At 68.4% G+C, this 18858-nt stretch carries 20 protein-coding genes; 18 read left to right on the top strand and 2 right to left on the bottom strand.

The features are described 5' to 3' along the window. Position 1: 1 nt before the first annotated feature. From rplR to ACW172_RS02455, 13 genes are all read left to right on the top strand, one after another. Positions 2–358 (top strand): 50S ribosomal protein L18, encoded by a 357-nt coding sequence (gene rplR / locus ACW172_RS02515; RefSeq protein ID WP_207870913.1) that lies wholly within the window; start codon positions 2–4, stop codon positions 356–358. Between the two features lie 12 nt (positions 359–370). Further along, positions 371–997, top strand: a complete 627-nt coding sequence (gene rpsE, locus ACW172_RS02510) for a 30S ribosomal protein S5 (RefSeq protein ID WP_492033618.1) — start codon at positions 371–373, stop codon at positions 995–997. Between the two features lie 3 nt (positions 998–1000). Continuing rightward, the gene (gene rpmD, locus ACW172_RS02505; RefSeq protein ID WP_184277823.1) at positions 1001–1189 is read left to right on the top strand and encodes a 50S ribosomal protein L30; all 189 of its coding nucleotides are present in this window, start codon (positions 1001–1003) and stop codon (positions 1187–1189) included. Between the two features lie 216 nt (positions 1190–1405). Beyond that, positions 1406–1999, top strand: a complete 594-nt coding sequence (gene rplO / locus ACW172_RS02500; RefSeq protein ID WP_492033617.1) for a 50S ribosomal protein L15 — start codon at positions 1406–1408, stop codon at positions 1997–1999. Positions 2000–2113: 114 nt separating this feature from the next. Beyond that, positions 2114–3493: a preprotein translocase subunit SecY gene (gene secY, locus ACW172_RS02495; protein ID WP_492033616.1), complete on the top strand. Its 1380-nt coding sequence runs from the start codon at positions 2114–2116 to the stop codon at positions 3491–3493. A 29-nt stretch (positions 3494–3522) separates the two neighbouring features. Next, complete coding sequence (locus tag ACW172_RS02490) at positions 3523–4086, top strand: adenylate kinase (protein ID WP_492033615.1); 564 nt, start codon at positions 3523–3525, stop codon at positions 4084–4086. Positions 4087–4168: 82 nt separating this feature from the next. Next, the gene (locus ACW172_RS02485) at positions 4169–4891 is read left to right on the top strand and encodes an energy transducer TonB (protein WP_492033614.1); all 723 of its coding nucleotides are present in this window, start codon (positions 4169–4171) and stop codon (positions 4889–4891) included. Between the two features lie 90 nt (positions 4892–4981). Next, a complete protein-coding gene (locus tag ACW172_RS02480) occupies positions 4982–7459 on the top strand; it encodes a zinc-dependent metalloprotease (protein ID WP_492033613.1) in 2478 nt (825 codons plus the stop codon). 127 nt (positions 7460–7586) lie between these two features. Continuing rightward, the gene (rpsM, locus tag ACW172_RS02475; protein ID WP_207870920.1) at positions 7587–7955 is read left to right on the top strand and encodes a 30S ribosomal protein S13; all 369 of its coding nucleotides are present in this window, start codon (positions 7587–7589) and stop codon (positions 7953–7955) included. A 10-nt stretch (positions 7956–7965) separates the two neighbouring features. Beyond that, the gene (gene rpsK / locus ACW172_RS02470) at positions 7966–8355 is read left to right on the top strand and encodes a 30S ribosomal protein S11 (protein ID WP_492033612.1); all 390 of its coding nucleotides are present in this window, start codon (positions 7966–7968) and stop codon (positions 8353–8355) included. Positions 8356–8441: 86 nt separating this feature from the next. Next, positions 8442–9461 carry a DNA-directed RNA polymerase subunit alpha gene (locus ACW172_RS02465; RefSeq protein ID WP_492033611.1) on the top strand — a complete coding sequence of 340 codons (1020 nt, stop codon included), beginning with the start codon at positions 8442–8444 and terminating at the stop codon, positions 9459–9461. 108 nt (positions 9462–9569) lie between these two features. After that, a complete protein-coding gene (gene rplQ, locus ACW172_RS02460) occupies positions 9570–9986 on the top strand; it encodes a 50S ribosomal protein L17 (protein WP_207870922.1) in 417 nt (138 codons plus the stop codon). 264 nt (positions 9987–10250) lie between these two features. Next, a complete protein-coding gene (locus ACW172_RS02455) occupies positions 10251–11153 on the top strand; it encodes a LysR substrate-binding domain-containing protein (protein ID WP_492033610.1) in 903 nt (300 codons plus the stop codon). 6 nt (positions 11154–11159) lie between these two features. Here ACW172_RS02455 and ACW172_RS02450 read toward each other — a convergent pair whose 3' ends face one another. Together ACW172_RS02450 and ACW172_RS02445 are read right to left on the bottom strand one after the other, a co-directional pair. After that, on the bottom strand, positions 11160–12026 hold the full coding sequence (locus ACW172_RS02450) for a hypothetical protein (RefSeq protein WP_492033609.1): 867 nt from the start codon (positions 12024–12026) through the stop codon (positions 11160–11162). Then, positions 12023–12931: an ABC transporter ATP-binding protein gene (locus ACW172_RS02445; protein ID WP_492033608.1), complete on the bottom strand. Its 909-nt coding sequence runs from the start codon at positions 12929–12931 to the stop codon at positions 12023–12025. Before ACW172_RS02445 ends, ACW172_RS02450 begins: the two co-directional genes overlap by 4 nt. 106 nt (positions 12932–13037) lie before the next feature. Between ACW172_RS02445 and ACW172_RS02440 the strand changes: the two genes are divergently transcribed. From ACW172_RS02440 to bla, 5 genes are all read left to right on the top strand, one after another. After that, positions 13038–14252: an alkaline phosphatase family protein gene (locus tag ACW172_RS02440; RefSeq protein WP_492033607.1), complete on the top strand. Its 1215-nt coding sequence runs from the start codon at positions 13038–13040 to the stop codon at positions 14250–14252. Between the two features lie 62 nt (positions 14253–14314). Next, positions 14315–15202: a CPBP family intramembrane glutamic endopeptidase gene (locus ACW172_RS02435; protein ID WP_492033606.1), complete on the top strand. Its 888-nt coding sequence runs from the start codon at positions 14315–14317 to the stop codon at positions 15200–15202. Between the two features lie 34 nt (positions 15203–15236). Then, positions 15237–16463 (top strand): TCR/Tet family MFS transporter, encoded by a 1227-nt coding sequence (locus tag ACW172_RS02430; protein WP_492033605.1) that lies wholly within the window; start codon positions 15237–15239, stop codon positions 16461–16463. A gap of 66 nt (positions 16464–16529) precedes the next feature. After that, positions 16530–17903, top strand: coding sequence for a trypsin-like peptidase domain-containing protein (locus tag ACW172_RS02425; protein ID WP_492033604.1), 1374 nt, complete (start codon positions 16530–16532; stop codon positions 17901–17903). After that, on the top strand, positions 17900–18835 hold the full coding sequence (gene bla / locus ACW172_RS02420; RefSeq protein ID WP_492033603.1) for a subclass B3 metallo-beta-lactamase: 936 nt from the start codon (positions 17900–17902) through the stop codon (positions 18833–18835). Before ACW172_RS02425 ends, bla begins: the two co-directional genes overlap by 4 nt. The last annotated feature ends 23 nt before the right edge of the window (positions 18836–18858 follow it).

Genomic DNA, 18858 nt, shown 5'->3' with positions numbered 1-18858 from the left:
CATGGCACTTTCTCTGCAACAACAAGCCAAGCGCCGCACCGAACGCAACCGCCGCCGCCTCAAGGCCGTGGCCAACGGTCGCCTTCGTCTGTCGGTCTACCGCTCGGACAAGAACATCTCGGCCCAGATCATCGACGACGCCAACGGCGTCACCGTGGTCGCCGCCTCGTCGCTGGAAGGCGGCAAGGGCGCCAGCGGTTCGAATGTCGAGGCCGCCGCCAAGATCGGCAAGCTGGTCGCTGAACGCGCTATCGAAAAGGGCGTCACCGACGTCGTCTTCGACCGCGGCGGTTACATCTATCACGGACGGGTGAAGGCGCTGGCGGATGCCGCGCGTGAAGCCGGCCTGAACTTCTAAGGGACGCGACAGATGGCGCAACAACCCCAACGTGGCGGACAAGGCGGCGAACGCCGTGGCGACCGTCGCGACAACCGCAACGCTCCCGTCGCTGAAGGTCCGGATTCGGACATCATCGAGAAGCTGGTGCACATCAACCGCGTCGCCGCCACCGTCAAAGGCGGTCGTCGGTTCTCGTTCGCGGCCCTGATGGTCGTCGGCGACGGCAAGGGCCGCGTCGGCTTCGGTCATGGCAAGGCGCGCGAAGTGCCGGAAGCCATCCGCAAGGCGACCGAAGAAGCCAAGAAGACGATGATCCGCGTGCCGCTGCGCGAAAACCGCACCCTGCACCACGACGGCAACGGCCGTTGGGGCGCCGGCAAGATCATGATGCGCGCTGCCCCTCCCGGCACCGGCGTCATCGCGGGCGGTCCGATGCGCGCCGTGCTCGAAACCCTCGGCGTCCATGACGTCGTGGCCAAGTCGAGCGGTTCGTCGAACCCCTACAACATGATCCGTGCGACCTTCGAGGCCCTCAAGGTCCAGTCGTCGCCGCGTCAGATCGCTTCGAAGCGTGGCAAGAAGGTCGCCGACCTGATGGGCCGCCGCAACGACGGCGCCTCGGCCCCGGCCGAAGTCGCCGAAGCCGTGGAGTCCTAAGTCATGGCCGAGAAGAAGACCGTCACCGTCAAGCAGACCGGTTCGCCGATCCGCCGCAAGAACGACCAGCGCGCCACCCTGGTGGGCCTGGGTCTGAACCGCCTGGGCCGCGAGTCCACGCTGGAAGACACCCCCTCGGTTCGTGGGATGATCGCCAAGGTCGCCCACCTGACCGAGATCGTCGAAAAGTAGGACGAACGCACATCGCCCTTCCCCTCGGGGGAGGGCGGGTCGTTCTGAACGACCCAGCAGGGGCGGCTCCGCAAGAGTCGCCTTTACTGCTGTCCGGGGAGCCGCTATAGCGCGCGACCTTGAGTTTCGGGTCCGGATCCGTCCGGCCCCGCCGTAAAAATCGAAAAGCCGAGTCCGGATCTGATCCGGGCGCTAGAACCCGAAAGGATCAGGCACATGAAACTGAACGAAATCCGCGACAACGAAGGCGCCCACAAGAAGCGCATGCGCGTCGGCCGTGGCCCGGGCTCGGGCAAGGGCAAGACCGCCGGCCGCGGCGTCAAGGGTCAGAAGTCGCGTACCGGCGTCGCCATCGGCGGCTTCGAAGGCGGCCAGATGCCGCTGTACATGCGTATGCCGAAGCGCGGCTTCAACAATCCGAACGCGCTGAAGCTGGCCGAAGTGAACCTGTGGCGCCTGCAAGAGGCGATCGACGCCGGCAAGCTGGACGTCAAGGGCGAGATCAAGGGCGACGCCCTGGTCGCCGCCGGCGTCATCCGCCGCGTCAAGGACGGCGTCCGCATCCTGGGCACCGGCGAGATCAAGGCCAAGCTGAACCTGGTCGTCTGGTCGGCGACCTCGGGCGCCATCAAGGCCATCGAAGCCGCTGGCGGCTCGGTCGTGCAGGAGCGCATCGCCGCGGAAGCCAAGGCCGCCGCTCTCGTCGAGAAGCGCAACGCCGCCAAGGGCAAGGCTCCGGCTCCCAAGGCGCCGCGTGGCGACGCCAACAAGATCTCGGCCCGTACCGCTCGTACGGCTGCCAAGGCCTGATGCAATAAAGCTTGAGGGGCGGTCTCGCTAAGAGGCCGCCCTTCGCCTATCTGGACTGTGGCCCCGGATTCTCTCTCGGTCTGGCCGCGTTCTGATCAGTCGGGGTAACGACATATGGCTTCGGCCGCCGAACAACTCGCAGCCAATATGAACATGGGGTCGTTCGCCAAGGCGACCGACCTGCACAAGCGGCTGCTCTTCACGCTTCTGGCGCTTCTGGTCTACCGCATCGGCACCTATGTGCCGATCCCGGGGATCAATTCCGAAGCCTTCCTGCAGTTCTTCCAGGATCCGAACGGCAAGCGCGGCATCCTGGACATGTTCAACATGTTCTCGGGCGGCGCCGTTCAGCGGATGGCCGTCTTCGCCCTGAACGTCACGCCCTACATTTCGGCGTCGATCATCGTCCAGCTGATGGGGACGGTGTATCCGCCGTGGGAAAAACTGCGCAAGGAAGGCGGCGAAAGCGGCCGCAAGACCCTGAACCAGTACACCCGCTACCTGACGGTCTTCCTCGCACTCGCCCAGTCGCTGGGCATCGCGGCGGGCCTGAACGGCCAGGCCGGCCTGATCGACCAGCCGGGGATCTTCTTCATCATCTCGACCGTGACCTGCCTGACCGGCGGCACCATGTTCCTGATGTGGCTGGGTGAGCAGGTGACCACGCGCGGCATCGGCAACGGCATCTCCCTGATCATCTTCGCCGGTATCGTGGCGGTCCTGCCCGGCACCGTGGTGCGTCTGTTCGGCCTGGCCCAGCAGGGTCAGCTGTCGGCCTTCGCCCTGCTGGCGATCGGCTTCCTGGCCATGGCCACCGTCGTCTTCATCGTCTTCATGGAGCGCGCCCAGCGCCGCCTTCTGATCCAGTATCCGAAGCGCCAGGAAGGCAACCGCATGTCGGGCGGCGAGCGCTCGTTCCTGCCGCTGAAGGTCAACACCGCCGGGGTCATCCCGCCGATCTTCGCCTCGTCCCTGCTGATGCTGCCGTCGACGGCCGCGACCATGCTGGTCAACGCCAATCTGCCGTCCTGGCTGAGCTGGCTGCCGATGGTCACCGCCCAGCTGACCCACGGCCAGCCGCTGTTCATGGTCCTCTACGCGGCCCTGATCATCTTCTTCTGCTTCTTCTACACCTCGATCACCTTCAACCCCGAGGATACGGCCGAGAACCTGCGCAAATACGGCGGCTTCCTGCCGGGCATCCGTCCGGGCAAGCGCACGGCGGAATATCTGGACTATGTCCTGACCCGCCTGACCGTCATCGGCGCGGCCTACATCACCGCCGTCTGTCTGATCCCCGAGGCGATCGCCGCCTCCATGGGTCCCAGCCTGCTGTTCGGCGGCACCTCGATCCTGATCGTGGTCTCGGTGACGATGGATACGGTCGCCCAGATCCAGTCGCAGCTGCTGGCCCACCAGTACGAAGGCCTGATCAAGAAGGCCAAGCTGCGCGGCCGGGGTGGACGGGGCGCCCCGACTCCCGTACGCCGGTAATAATACGTGATCGCTTAGGGAGGGCGGCTTTGAACCTGATCCTGTTCGGACCGCCGGCCGCCGGCAAGGGTACGCAAGCCAAGCGCCTGGTCGAGGGCCGCGGCATGGTCCAGCTCTCGACCGGCGACATGCTGCGCGAGGCTATCGCCTCGGGCTCGGCGCTGGGCCTGGAATGCCAGGCGATCATGTCGCGCGGCGACCTCGTCTCGGACGAGATCGTCATTGCCTTGATCGAGGCCCGTCTGAAAGAGGCCGAGGACGCCGGCGGCGCCATCTTCGACGGCTTCCCGCGCACCGTGGCCCAGGCCGAGGCGCTCGACGCCATGCTGGCCAAGCTGGGCAAGCAGATCGATCACGTCGTCCGCCTCAAGGTCGATGACGCCGCCCTGCTGGAACGGGTCGCCAAACGCTATGCCGATCAGGGCCGCCCGGACGACAATCCGGAAAGCTTCAAGGTTCGCCTCGACGCCTACAACCGCAACACCGCGCCCCTGCTGCCCTACTACGGCGACAAGGGTCTGTTGACCGAAGTTGACGGCATGGGCTCCATCGAGGCCGTCGCCGCATCCATCGACGCGGCGCTCGACGCCTAGGGCTGCCGATCGGCCGTCAGGCGACGTTCATCCGCCTCATGCGTTAGGGTCCTTCTGGACTCCGCAGGATGACCCCTACGCCGTGACGCCGCCCCGCCCGCATCTCTCGCCGAAGAAGAGCCGCAACCTGCTCGTGGCGTCTGGCGTCGTGGTCCTGCACCTCGGCCTGTTCGCCATCGTCGGGCTGGAGCAGACGCCCGGCGAACAGGCGGGACCGGGCCTGCCGCCCATTTTCGTCGAACTGGTTCCGCCGGTCCGTCCGCCCGACCCGCCGCCGCCCGAGAAGACCGCGCCGGTCGAGGGCGGAGGGGCGCCCGCCGCTCCGTCGCGCGTCCATGTGACGCCCAAGCCGCCCGAGAAGCCTCTGCCCGATCCGCCGCCCGCGCCGATCCAGCAGGCGCCCAAGCCGGATCTCATCGTCGGCGTCGCCCCGACCCCTGGCCCGACGCCGGGCCTCGGACTGGGCGGGCAGGGGACGGGTTCTGGCACAGGCATCGGCTCGGGCAACGGGCCCGGCGTTGGCGACCGGATGGGGCCACGCATCATTCGCGGACCCTCGCCCAGAGACATCGCCCGGGCCCGGCCACGCGGCGCGCGCGGACGCGGCGTCGTCGCCATCCGGTGCCGCATCCGGGTGGACACCGGCCTCGACCAGTGCAGCCTCGTCAGCGAGACCCCACCGGGCCAGGGCTTCGGTGAGGCGGCTTTGGCCCAGTTGGTTCAGAGGTTCAGCTTCCATCCGCCGACCCAGGACGGCGTCCCGCTCGAGGGCCAGACCGTGGTGGTGAACATCAACTACCCCTGAAGCCAGCCGCCCCCCGGACGGTTGTACCGCCGCGTTGACACCCGCCCGCCAATCACCGCCTTATCGCACTGCAGCGTGAAGGGGATCGGCATGGGTATGGGCATGAAGCGGACGGCGACGGCGATCGCCCTGGTGTTGGCCCTCTCGGGCGCAGCCGCTCCCGTCTTCGCAGCCGACCCCGCCCCCAAGACCTTCGCCGAGGCCACCGAGGGCCTGACCCGTCAGGAGGGGCTGTTGCCCGTCTTCGTCGATCAGGACGGCGGCAAGGTGCTGGTCCAGCTGCCAGCCCCCGGCGCCGACGGCGTCATGGCCCGGGTCATCCACCACACCGCCCTGCGCACCGGCGTCGGCTCGGCGGTGACGGGTCTGGACCGCGCCCAGATCGGCGCGACCAACATCCTGGCCTTCCGCCGCATCGGCAAGAAGATCGTCGCCGAGTTCGAGAACCCCAAATACGAGGCCCCGCACGGCTCGCCCGAGGAACAGGCCGCGGCCCGCGACGCCTTCGTCGGCTCCACCGTCTGGGCCGGGGACGTGATCGCGACCGCCGCCGACGGTTCGGTGCTGGTCGATCTGTCGGCCTTCCTGACCCGCGACGCCATGGGCATCGTCGAGACGCTGAAGGCGGCGGGCCAGGGCTCGCTCAAGCCCATGAGCGACCTCACCATGGTCGATCCGGCGGCGACGAAGGACTTCCCCGAGAATCTGGAGATGGAGGCCCGCCTCACCTTCGGCGTCGACAGCCCGGGCCGCGAGCTGTCCCAGATCGCGCCCGAGCCGCGTCTGGCCACCTTCACCGTCCACCACAGCTTCATCAAACTGCCCGACGCCGACTATCAGCCGCGTGAGTTCGATCCCCGCACCGGCGCCTTCGCCACCAATGTCACCGACTATTCGGCGCCCCTGAACGAAGCCATGGTCCACCGTCTGGCCAGCCGCTTCCGGCTGGTGAAGACCGATCCGACGGCGGCGCGCTCCACCGTGGTCAAGCCGATCGTCTTCTATGTGGACCGCGCCGCGCCCGAGCCGATCCGCTCGGCCCTCGTCGAAGGGGCGAGCTGGTGGGCCCAGGCCTTCGACGCCGCCGGCTATATCGACGCCTTCAAGGTCGAGGTCATGCCCGAGGGCGCTGATCCGCTGGACGCCCGCTACAATGTCGTCAACTGGGTCAACCGCGCCACCCGCAGCTGGTCCTATGGCCAGAGCGTCGTCGATCCGCGCACCGGCGAGATCGTCAAGGGCTCGGTCCTGCTCGGCTCCCTGCGCATCCGTCAGGACATGCTGATCTTCGAAGGTCTGGTCGGCGCCGACCACACCGGCGACGGCTCGGTCAACGACCCTCCGCGCATCGCCCTGGCTCGCATCCGCCAGCTGGCCGCGCACGAGGTCGGCCACGCCATCGGCCTGCAGCACAATTTCGCGGCGAGCACGCAAGGGCGCGCCTCGGTCATGGACTATCCGGTGCCGAAGATCGGCATCACCGCCGACGACCAGCTCGACTTCTCCGACGCCTATGCGGTCGGCATGGGCGCTTGGGACGACTTCGCCATCGACTGGCTCTATTCCGACGCCGACGCCGCCACGCTGGAGAAGAAGGCGGAGGAGGGCAGGGCCCGGCTGCGCTTCGCCAATGACGCCGACGCCCGCGTGGGCGGCGACGCCCAGCCCTGGGGCAGCCTGTGGGACAATGGCGAGGACCCGGTCGCCGAGCTGGACCACATCCTGAAGATCCGCCGCATCGCCCTGGATCGTTTCGGCCTGAACAACCTGCCGGCGGGCGCCGCCGTCAACGACCTGCGCCGGCGACTGGTGCCCATCTACCTCTATCACCGGTACCAGGTGGATGCGGTGTCCAAGCTGGTGGGCGGCATCGACTACTCCTATCCGGTCGCGGGCGGCGGGCAGGAGGCGGCGAGCGTCGTCCCCGCTGACGTCCAGCGCGCCGCTCTTGCGGCTCTCGCCCGCACTCTCAACCCCGCCGAGCTCGACCTGCCCGAGCCGCTTCTGGCCCTGCTGGCCGCGCAACAGTCCGGCGACGGCGACCCCCAGAACGACATCGAGGTGTTCAAGGGCCTCAACGGCCGGGCCTTCGATCCGGGCGTCGCCGCCGAGGTCGCCGCCGACGTCACCCTTGACGCCCTGTTCGCCCCCCAGCGGGTCAACCGCATCGCCGACGCCGGGCGCCGCGACCCCGCCGCCCTCGGCCTCGGTGAGACCGTCGACACCATCGTCACCGCCGCCTTCGCCCCGGCGACCGGCCGTCTGGCCGAGCCTGCCCGGCGGGTTCAGGCCCAGACCGTCCTGACGCTCGCGGGCCTGCTCAAGGGCGACGACCTGTCCAGCACCTCGGCCGCCGTCATCGACGACCGGCTCCAGGCCCTGGCGGTCAAGCTGAAGGCTTCACGGGCAGGGGATCCGGTTCAGCGCGCCCACGACCGTTGGCTCGGCGGCCTGATCGGCGACCGCGATCGTCTGGACCAGTTGCTGGAAGCTAGGCATCATGCGCCTGCCACCCCGCCCGGATCTCCGATCGGCGCGGAGGACGGATGGCACGATAACGATGCGTAAACGCCTTCCGAGTGTTGACCCGAACTGAATCACCTGTATAAGGCGCGCTTCCCGCGAAGGGCGCCACGCTCCTGGTCTGTTGACCGGAGCGTTTGTTGCGTCCGATCACGCGTATCTGGAGAGCTTCGTGGCCCGTATCGCTGGCGTCAATATTCCGACCAACAAGCGCGTGGAAATCGCGCTGCAGTATATTCACGGCATCGGCCCGGCCGCCGCCAAGGACATCACCGCCAAGGTGGGCCTCGAGCCCGCGCGCCGCGTGAACCAGCTGACCGACGCTGAAGTCCTGCAGATCCGTGAAACGATCGACCGCGACTACACCGTCGAGGGCGACCTGCGTCGCGAGACCTCGATGAACATCAAGCGTCTGATGGACCTGGCCTGCTACCGCGGCCTGCGTCACCGTAAGGGCCTGCCGGTCCGCGGTCAGCGCACCCACACCAACGCCCGCACCCGCAAGGGTCCCGCCAAGCCGATCGCCGGCAAGAAGAAGTAAGAGCTGACACATGGCCAAGGAACCGGGTCGCGTAAAGAAGCGCGAGCGCAAGAACATCACCTCGGGCGTCGCCCACGTGAATGCTTCGTTCAACAACACCATGATCACGATCACCGATGCCCAGGGCAACGCGATCTCGTGGTCCTCGGCGGGTCACATGGGCTTCAAGGGTTCGCGTAAGTCGACCCCCTTCGCCGCCCAGATGGCTGCCGAAGACGCCGGCAAGAAGGCGCAGGAACACGGCGTCAAGACGCTGGAAGTCAACGTCTCGGGTCCGGGTTCCGGCCGTGAGTCGGCCCTTCGCGCCCTGCAGTCGGTCGGCCTGACGATCACCACCATCCGCGACGTCACCCCGATGCCGCACAACGGTTGCCGTCCGCCCAAGCGCCGCCGCGTCTAAGCGAACCGCCGCCGACCCATTCTCCGCGGGTTCCGCCTCCCTGACGAGGTGAGAGGAACCCGCGAAACTCGTTTCGAGGGACACCTATGATCGAACGTAACTGGCAAGAGCTGATCCGTCCCGAGAAGCCGCAGATCGAACTCGGCTCCGACGCCCAGCGCAAGGCGCGCCTGGTCGCCGAACCTCTCGAGCGCGGCTTCGGCGTGACCCTCGGCAACGCGCTGCGTCGCGTCCTGCTGTCGTCGCTGCAAGGCGCCGCCGTCACCGCCATCCAGATCGACGGCGTCGTTCACGAATTCTCGTCGCTGGAAGGCGTGCGCGAGGACGTGGTCGACATCGTTCTGAACATCAAGCAACTGGCGCTGCGCATGCACGCCGAGGGCCCCAAGCGCATGACCCTGCGCGCCACCGGCCCCGGCCCGGTGACCGCCGGCCAGATCGACGTCCCCGCCGACATCGAGGTCCTGAACCCGGACCACGTGATCTGCACCCTGGACGACGGCGCTTCGGTGCGCATGGAACTGACCGTCCAGAACGGCAAGGGCTATGTGGCTTCGGAGTTCAACCGTCCGGAAGACGCCCCGATCGGCCTGATCGCCGTTGACGCCCTGTACTCGCCGGTCAAGCGCGTCGCCTATCGCGTCGAGCCGACCCGTCAGGGCCAGTCGCTGGACTATGACAAGCTGGTGCTGGAAGTCGAAACCAACGGCGCCGTCTCGCCGGTTGACGCGGTGGCCTACGCCTCGCGCATCCTGCAAGACCAGCTGCAGATCTTCATCACCTTCGAAGAGCCCAAGAAGGCCGTTGAAGCCTCGGACGGCAAGCCCGACCTGCCCTTCAACCCGGCCCTCCTCAAGAAGGTGGACGAGCTGGAACTGTCGGTCCGTTCGGCCAACTGCCTGAAGAACGACAACATCGTCTACATCGGCGACCTGATCCAGAAGACCGAGGGCGAAATGCTTCGCACCCCGAACTTCGGCCGCAAGTCGCTGAACGAGATCAAGGAAGTGCTGACCTCCATGGGTCTGTCGCTCGGCATGGACGTGCCGAACTGGCCCCCGGAGAACATCGAAGACCTGGCCAAGAAGTTCGACGACCAGATCTAGTTTTTAACCCTCCGCCCAATCCCGAGTACGGGACTGACGGGGCGGTTATGAAGAATACGGCGGCTGGTCCTTATCGAGGATACCGTCGCCGGAGTAGGAGAGACCCCGATGCGCCACGGCGCCGCCCACCGCAAGCTCGGCCGTACGAGCGCCCACCGGACCGCGATGTTCGCCAACATGGCTGCCTCGCTGATCAAGCACGAGCAGATCACGACCACCCTGCCCAAGGCCAAGGAGCTCCGCCCCTTCGTCGAGAAGCTGGTCACGCTCGGCAAGAAGGGCGACCTGCACGCTCGCCGTCAGGCCATCAGCCACGTCCGCGACGTGACCCAGGTCGGCAAGCTGTTCGAAACGATCGGCCCGCGCTACGCCGAACGTAACGGCGGCTATATCCGCATCATGAAGGCCGGCTTCCGCCACGGCGACAATGCCCCGATGGCCGTCATCGAGTTCGTCGACCGCGACGTCGACGCCAAGGGCCTGGACTCCGGTCCGGTCTACGCCGTCGAAGGCGACGAGGAATAGGATCCAGCCAACAGGCTGAATCGCAAAGGGCGGCCCGGTGATCCGGGCCGCCCTTTTGCTTTCCGGTCTTCTCACGCTGTGAGGATCTGCCACAGGGCGGCCGCCCAGATCAGGATGGCGCAGGCCGCGTAGAGGACCTTGTCCCAGAGCGTACGGCGAGGCGGCGGGGTGTTTCTGTCGAAGAGGGGCATCGATCAGCTTCAACCCGAATTGCGCCGGGCCGAAAATCGATTAAACGGGCTCATCCCTGTGAGCTGAGATCACATGACGCGTCCTGCGCCACCGCCGCTCAACGCCCTGCGCGCCTTCGAGGCCTTCGCCCGGCACGGCGGCATGACCCCGGCCGCCGCCGAGCTCTGCGTCACCCACGGCGCAGTCAGCCGGCAGGTGAGGGCGCTGCAGGAGAGTCTCGGCGTCGTCCTCGTCTCCGGTCCGCGGCACCGCCTGGTCCTGACCCCGGCGGGCGAGGCCCTGGCCCGCGGCCTGACCCCCGCCTTCGCCGCCATCGACGACGCGGTCGATACGGCCCGGGCTGGAAGCCATCGCGAGATCGAGATCTCCTGCCTCGGCACCTTCGCCCTGAAATGGCTGATCCCGCGCCTGCCGGCCTTCCTCGACGCCCATCCGGACATCAGGGTGAAGCTGTCCGAGAGCTGGGCCCCCATCGACTTCGCCCGCGACCGCTTCGACGGCGCGGTGCGCATCCTCAATCCCGGCCAGACCGCGGGCCGGGCCGAGGCCACGCCCTTCCTGATCCAGTATCAGGGGCCGGTCGGGGCGCCGGGGATCGAACAGCTGTCGCCCGAGGCCTTCGCCCGCCTGCCGCGCCTGCACGCCACGACCTTCCCTGAAAGCTGGCGGGTGTGGAGCGAGCTCACCGGCGTCGCCCTGCCGCCTGCCGTTCTGACGCGGGAGTTCGCCCATAACCATTCGATGATCGAGGCCGCAGCCTCGGGCATGGGCGTCGCCATCGCCCCCTGGGCCTTCGTCGCGCCCGACGTCACGGCGGGGCGGCTGGTCGCCCCCTACGGCTTCGCGGAGCGGCCGTCGCAGTTCGTCTTCCTGCGCCCGGCGGGCCGCAAGGACGCCGCCGCCGACGCCTTCCGCGACTGGCTCGTCGCCGAGGGCGCGGCCAGTCCGCCGCCGCCCTCTCACAACGCCCCCTGAAGGGGCCTACTCCTTCGACAGGTCCTGACGCTGGAACCAGGCGATGGCGCCGACCAGAAGGACCACACACCAGCCGATCAGGCTGATCGCCGCCGCCCAGACCGTGGCGTCCGGCACTGCGGACTGGGCGCCGCCGATGATGGCGCTCTTCAGATTGTCGGAGGCCAGGCCCGGGATGACGGCCTGGGCGTACCATTCCGTGCCCTCCCAGCCGAACAGGGGCATGGTCTGCATCAGGAAGAACTGGCCGATCGAAACCACCAGCGGCACGAACAGGGTCGCCAGCAGCGACCGGCTCATGACGGCGGCCAGCAGACCGATCAGGCCGACCTGTACGATCCGCACATAGCCGGCCAGGGCCAGCAGGCCGAACTGGCCCGCCTCCTTGGCGCCGAAGGTGAAGACATAGCTCTGGCCGTGGATCGCGCCCTTCACCAGCTCGCCGATGAAGCCGAAGATCAGGAAGACGATCACCGCCGCGATGGTCAGCAGCTTGGCCACCCCCACCTTGCCCAGGATCAGATTGGCGCGGGTGTTGCGCGCCGAAGTCAGCCGCCAGGTCTCCCAGCGATAGTCGCCGGCATACAGGGTCGCCGTCCCGATCAGCACGAACAGAAGCAGCATCGGATTGGTGATGTCGCCCGCCAGCTTGACCAGCGAATGGCCGAGGTCCAGCGGCCCCTGCGACAGCAGGCCCGGCGGCAGGTGCGGGTCGGTGGTGATCTGGGCCATCTTCTGCTTGAGGAAGAACTGGCCGGCGCTGCCCAGGACCAGCAGCAGGATGGGCAGGAAGATCACGCTCCAGAAGACCGTCATCCGGTTCTTGGTGAAGCGATAGGCCTCGGAGAAGAGGGCGTCCGCCAGCATGGTCATTGGATCGCCTCCGGGATCTGGACGGAACCGGTTTCGGTCATGAAGACGCTTTCCAGATCGGCGCCGACCCAGCGGGCCTCATCGATGTCGACGCCCTGTTCGATCAGGGCCTTGAGCAGGGCCGGGCCCTCGGCGCGCGGGATGGCGGCGATGACGGCGTCGCCTTCCTTCGAACCCTTGGCCCCCAGCACCTGCAGCACCTTGTCGGACGACTTGACCGACAGACGCAGGCGTTCGCCGCCGGTCGTCAGCTCGCTGACCGAGCCCTCGCGGACCAGCTTGCCCTTGTTCATGATGGCCACCCGGTCGCAGACGCGCTGGACCTCCAGCAGCTGGTGGCTGGCCAGGACCACGGTGATGCCGTCGTGGTCCGACAGCGACCGGATCAGGGCGCGCATTTCCTGAATGCCGGGCGGGTCCATGCCGCTGGTCGGTTCATCCAGGATGATCAGTTCGGGTTCGGTGATCAGGGCGATGGCCACGCCCAGCCGCTGCAGCATTCCGACCGAGAAGCCGCGCACCTTGCGGTCGGCGGCGCCGGTCAGGCCGACGCGGTCCAGCCAGGCGTCGACGCGGCTGTTGTCGGCCTTCAGCCCGTGGGCGGTCGACAGCCAGACCAGCACCTGACGCGCGGTCATGAAGGGGGGGAAGCGCGGCGTCTCGATCATCGAGCCCATGCGGCGCGAGGCCTTCACGTCGCCGATCGGTCCGCCCATGACGATGGCCTGGCCTTCGCTGGGCCGGATCAGGCCCAGAAGGATGCGGAACAGGGTCGACTTGCCGGCCCCGTTCGGGCCCAGAACGCCGTAGACCCCGCCCTTGGGGATCTCCAGCGAAAGCCCGTCGAGGGCGCGGACCGTGCCATAGGTCTTGGTCAGGGAGCGGGTTTCGATCACCGAGGTCATGGCTCAACCTTGGCCTGTGGAACAGCGTCCGGCAAGCCGTCGTGACCCTGTCGCGCATTAAGCTTAGGCAATGTGGACGCCAGTCCGTCCCGCCCGGAGTCCGCCCATGTTCGCCCGTCTGATCGCCGTCCTTTCCGTGACCGTGATGCTGGTCCTGACCGGCTGCGCCTCGGTCCCGCCGACCGGCTCCGGGCAGGCGGAGACGCCCCGGCCGCTGGTGATCCTGATCTCCATCGACGGCTTCCGGTACGACTACCTGACCCGCGGCGCGACCCCGACCCTGACCGCGCTCGCCGCCGACGGCGCCACGGGCCCGATGCGGCCGTCCTTCCCCAGCCTGACCTTCCCCAACCACTATACGCTGGTCACCGGCCTGCACCCCGACCACCACGGCATCGTCGGCAACAGCTTCATCGATCCGGCGATGGGCCGGTTCAGCATGTCCAGGACCGAGTCGGGCTGGTGGGATCAGGCCGAGCCCATCTGGATCTCGGCGGAGAAGGCCGGGCTGACGGCGGCGACCATGTTCTGGCCGGGCTCGGAGAGCGAGAACCACGGCCTGCGCCCCCACTACTACCGCGCCTTCGATCAGGCGGTGACCGGCGACCAGCGGGTGGATCAGCTTCTGGCCTGGATGGACGCCACGCCCCGGCCCGACCTCGGCACCCTGTATTTCGACACCGTGGACACCGCCGGTCACCACGACGGTCCGGACGCGCCCGAGACGATGACGGCCGCGGCGGGCGTTGACGCCTCCATCGCCCGGCTGATCGCGGGGCTGAAGGCGAGGGGGCTCTATGACAATACCGTGCTGGTCATCGTCGCCGACCACGGCATGGCCGCGACCTCGCCCGACCGGGTCATGCTGCTGGACGACCTCGTCGATCCGGCGGCGGTCAACATCACCTACGCCGGTCCGGTCGTCTATCTGGACCCCGTGGCGGGCCATGAGGCCGAGGTCGAGGCCGCCCTGGTCAAACGCCATGCCCACGGCGTCTGCTGGGACAAGGCGCACATCCCGGCGCGCTTCGTCCTCGGCACCAACCCGCGCGTGCCCGCCATCGTCTGCTCGGCCGACATCGGCTGGGTGTTCGGGACCAGGGCCCGTCCGATGCGTCAGGCCGGCGGCGCCCACGGCTACGATAACCAGGCGCCGGAGATGGCCGCCCTGTTCATCGCCCACGGTCCGGGCGTCGCCCGCGGCCGCCGCCTGACGGACCTCGACAGCGTTGACGTCCAGCCCCTGCTGGGCCGCCTGCTGGGCATCCGCGTCCCGGTCGGCGACGGCCGTCTGGCCGACAGTGAAAAGGCATTGCAATAGCGTAACTTGCCTTGGCGCCCGTCACCGTTTCAGATGCCCTCCTGTTCAGGGGGAGTACCGAAATGAGTTTCGAACGTTGGGGTGCGCCCGTCGCGCTGGGGGATCGCCGCGTCCTGCATCCGGGCATGCTGCGCTGGTTGCGGGCGCTGGGCTGGATGGTGCTGGTCGGCTTCCTCAGCGTCCTGTCGTTCGGCCTGCCCTATTCGGTGCTCGACCATTTCCTGCCCGATACCGGCCCCATCGAGGTCGCGTCCAACGCCGTCTGCGCGATCATCGCGCTCGGGGTCTACACCGCCCTCGTCTGGTTCGGAGAGGCGAGGGCGCCGGCCGAGCTGGCGCTTAAGGCGGCCCTGCCCGGCCTGTTCTGGGGCCTCCTGATCGGCGTCCTGATGTTCGCCTCGGTCATGGGGATCATGGCCGCCTTCGGCTTGTACGACATCGTCTTCACCGGCCCGGCCCCGGCATGGAAGGCGATCGGCGGGTCGATCGAGTCGGGCGTGCTGGAGGAACTGCTGCTGCGCGCCGTCATCCTGCGTCTGGTCTGGCGCGCCTTCGGGCCGTGGATCGCCTTCGCCGCCTCGGCCGTCCTGTTCGGCGGCGGCCACCTCGGCAACCCCAACGCCACCGTCTTCGCCGCCGTCTGTATCGCGGTCGAGGCCGGGATCATGCTGGCCGCCTTCTACGCCCTGACCGGCCGTCTGTGGGTCTCCATCGGCGTCCATGCGGCGTGGAATTTCACCCAGGGCTATATCTTCGGCGCGGCGGTTTCGGGCTCCGACTTCGGCCCTTCCATCGCCCATAGCACCGCCCGCCCGGGCTTCGCCGACTACCTGACCGGCGGCGCCTTCGGTCCCGAGGCCTCGCTCCCGGCCCTGTTCGTCGGCGGTCTGGTCGGGGTGGTTGTCCTGTGGATGGCGTGGAAGGCGGGACGGTTCAGCAAGCTGACGTGACGGCGTTACGATCCCCGGCTAAACCCCGGGCGCAATGAAACTCTTCGCCCGCTCCCATCAGGCCGCCATCGGCTTCATCTTCGTGACCGCCGTCCTCGACGTCGTGGCCATGGGGATCATCATCCCGGTCCTGCCGACCCTGATCGAGCAGTTCGTCGGGTCCAACGCCCAGGCCGGGATCATCAACGGCGTCTTCGTCGCCCTGTGGGCCGGGATGCAGTTCCTGGCCTCGCCGGTGATCGGCTCGATCTCGGACCAGTACGGCCGCCGTCCGGTGATCCTGCTCAGCTGCGTGGGTCTGGCCTGCGACTATGTGCTGATGGCCGTGGCGCCGAACCTCTGGTGGCTGGCGCTGGGGCGGATGATCGCCGGCGTCACCTCGTCCAGCTTCACCACCATCTTCGCCTATATGGCCGACGTCACCGAGCCCGAGAAACGCGCCCGCGCCTATGGCCTGGTCGGCGCGGCCTTCTCCGGCGGCTTCGTGCTCGGCCCCGTGCTGGGCGGCTTCATCGGCGAGCTGGGCCCGCGCGCGCCCTTCTGGGTCGCCGCCTGCCTGTCGGGCGTGGCCTTCCTCTACGGCCTGATCGTCCTGCCCGAGAGCCTCGCCCCCGAGAAGCGGATGAAGTTCAGCTGGCGGCGCGCCAACCCGGTCGGGGCCATGGTCCTGCTGCTGCGCCACCCCGAGCTCTCGGGCCTGTCGATCGTCAACTTCCTGCTCTACTTCGCCCACCACGTCTTTTCGGCGGTGTTCGTGCTCTATGCGGCCTACCGCTACGGCTGGGGGCCGCGCGAGGTCGGCTTCCTGCTGGCCCTCGTGGGCGCCATGGACATGCTGGTGCAGGGGCTTCTGACCGGCTGGGTGGTCAGGAAGATCGGCGACCGGGCCGCGATGATCCTGGGTCTGACCGCCGGCGCCGTGGGCATGGCCTGTATGGGCTGGGCCCCGACCGGCTGGTTCTTCATCGCCGCCATGCTGCCCAACGCCCTGTGGGGTCTGGCCATGCCGACGCTGCAGGCCCTGATGACCGCCCGCGTCTCCGAAAGCGAACAGGGCCAGCTCCAGGGCGCCAACTCCAGCGTCGGCTCCATCGCCGGCGTCGCCTCGCCGATCTTCTTCGGCTGGGTCTATTCGATGTCGGTCGCCTCCCTGCCGGGCGCGGCCTTCTACATCGGCGGGGCGGTGCTGCTGGCGGCGGCCGTCATCGGCTGGATCGTGGCCCGCAAGGCCGAGAAGGCGGAGGCGGCGGTCGAGGCCTGACGCGCCATCATCCCGCCGAAATGGCGGAGAGAAATGCTGTCCATGACGTCGCCTTCGAAAGTCCCGATGAAAGCCTCTGCTCTCGCGCTCGCCGCCGTCCTGTCCCTCGGCGCCGTCGCCGCACACGCCCAGGACGCCGCCCAGGACGCCTTCTCCGAGCCCGCCGCCCGCGCCGTCCCCACCGACGCCCTGTCGATGAAGGCCGGCTTCGCGCCCGTCGTCCGGCGCGCCGCCCCCGCCGTGGTCAATATTTCGGCCCGCTCGGTCCAGCAGGTCGATCCCTTCTTCCAGATGTTCCGCGGCATGCCGGCCCAGCGCATGGCCGAGTCGGCCGGCTCCGGCGTCATCGTCCGCGCCGACGGCGTCGTGGTCACCAACAACCACGTCATCGAGGGCGCCCAGCAGATCCGCGTGGTCCTCAACGACCGCCGCGAATATCCGGCCCACGTCCTTCTGGCCGACGAGCGCGCCGACGTCGCGGTGCTACAGCTTGAGGGCGTCACCGAACAGCTGCCGACCCTGGCCATCGACGACCGCGAGGAACAGCAGGTCGGAGACCTCGTCCTCGCCATCGGCAACCCCTTCGGTGTCGGCCAGACCGTGACCAACGGCATCATCTCGGCCCTGAACCGGACCGAGACCGGCATCTCCGATTCCGGCTCCTTCATCCAGACCGACGCGGCCATCAATCCGGGCAACTCCGGCGGGCCTCTGGTCGACATGGACGGGGAGGTGATCGGCATCAACACCGCCATCTTCTCGCGCTCGGGCTCCTCGTCCGGCGTCGGCTTCGCCATCCCGGCCTCGATGGTGAAACGGGTCATCGCCAGCGCCGTCGGCGGCGCCACCAGTGTCGTCCGCCCCTGGCTGGGCGTGAAGGGCGAGGGTGTCTCCGCCGACATCGCCCGCAGCCTCGGCATGGAGCGACCGGTCGGCCTGGTCGTGACCCAGGTCTGGACCACCGGCCCCGGCGACCGCGCCGGCATCAAGGAAGGCGATGTGATCACCTCCGTCGGCGGTCAGGAGGTCAACGACCAGGGCGGTCTGAACTTCCGCGTCGGCACCCACAATCCCAACGACACCGTCTCTGTCGCCCTGCTGCGCGACGGCCGCCCCATGACCGTCAACGCCCGCATCCAGGCCCTGCCGGGCGATGCGGAGGGCGGGACGGTGATCACGCGCGGGCCGCTGGCCGGGTTCAAGGTCGCGGCCCTGACACCCGCGCTGGCCGACAGCCTGGGCGGCGATCCGTTCCTGAAGGGCGTCATCATCCTTGGCGCTGAGGGACGCGTGGCCAACGCCGGCCTGCGCCGTGGCGATTTCCTGCGCGCCGCCAACGGCAATGTGATCAACTCGGTCGCCGACGTTCAGGCCATCACCGGCCCGACCCAGCTGACCATCGAACGCAACGGCCGCCGCATCACGGGCGTGATCCGTTGAGGCATCTCGTATCCGGGGGCCTGACCCTCGCCGCCCTCGCGATGATCGGCTGCAGCGGCGCCGAGCCTGCGGCCGCCCAATCGTCCGCCGCCACCTCCGTACCCGCTGACGATTCCCTGACCCGGCCCCTGAAGGCCAACCCTGCCTGGCTGGTCCCCCAGACCCCGGTGAAGGTCTTTGGCAATACGTATTTCGTCGGCACTCAGGGGCTCAGCATCGCCCTGATCGACACGGGTCAGGGCCTGATCCTGATCGACGGCGCTGTGCCCCAGGCGGTCGACGACATCGAGGCCAATATCGCCCGGCTCGGCTTCCGCATCCAGGACGTCCGCTACATCCTGAACACCGAGGCGCACTACGACCACTCCGGCGGGATCGCCGCCCTGGCCCGCGACAGCGGCGCCACCGTCATCGCGGCCCCGGCGGGGACCCAGGCCCTGCGCGCCGGCCATGTGCTGGACGCCGATCCCCAGGCGACCGACATCGAGGCCTTCCCCGCCATCCCGACCGCCCGGCCGATCGCGGATGGAGAAACCCTGACCCTCGGCGACGTCACCGTCACCGCGATCCACACGCCCGGCCACACGCCGGGCAGCGCCAGCTGGACCTGGTCGTCCTGCGAGGCGGGCGTCTGCCACAGCGTGGTCTTCGCCTCGAGCCTGAACGCCGTCGCCGCCGCGCCCTTCACCTACGCCGGCCACCCGGAGGCCACGCAGGCCCTGCGCGCCTCCATCGCCCGGATCGAGGGGCTGGATTGCGACATCCTCATCTCGGCCCATCCCGACAACTCCGGCGGCGTCGAGAAGCTGGCGGGCCGGGTGGCGAACGCCACGCCCAATCCCTTCATCGACCCCAACGCCTGCAAGGCCTATGCGGCCCGGGCGCAGGGCATCCTCGACCGGCGTCTGACAACCGAGGCCGCCGCCCGCTAGGCCGTCTTGTCATCCCCGCCCCC

It is taken from the genome of Brevundimonas sp. ALps5 (assembly GCF_058681645.1).
The sequence above is the reverse complement of the archived record's forward strand: the minus strand, read 5'-3'. Positions and strand labels throughout refer to the sequence as shown.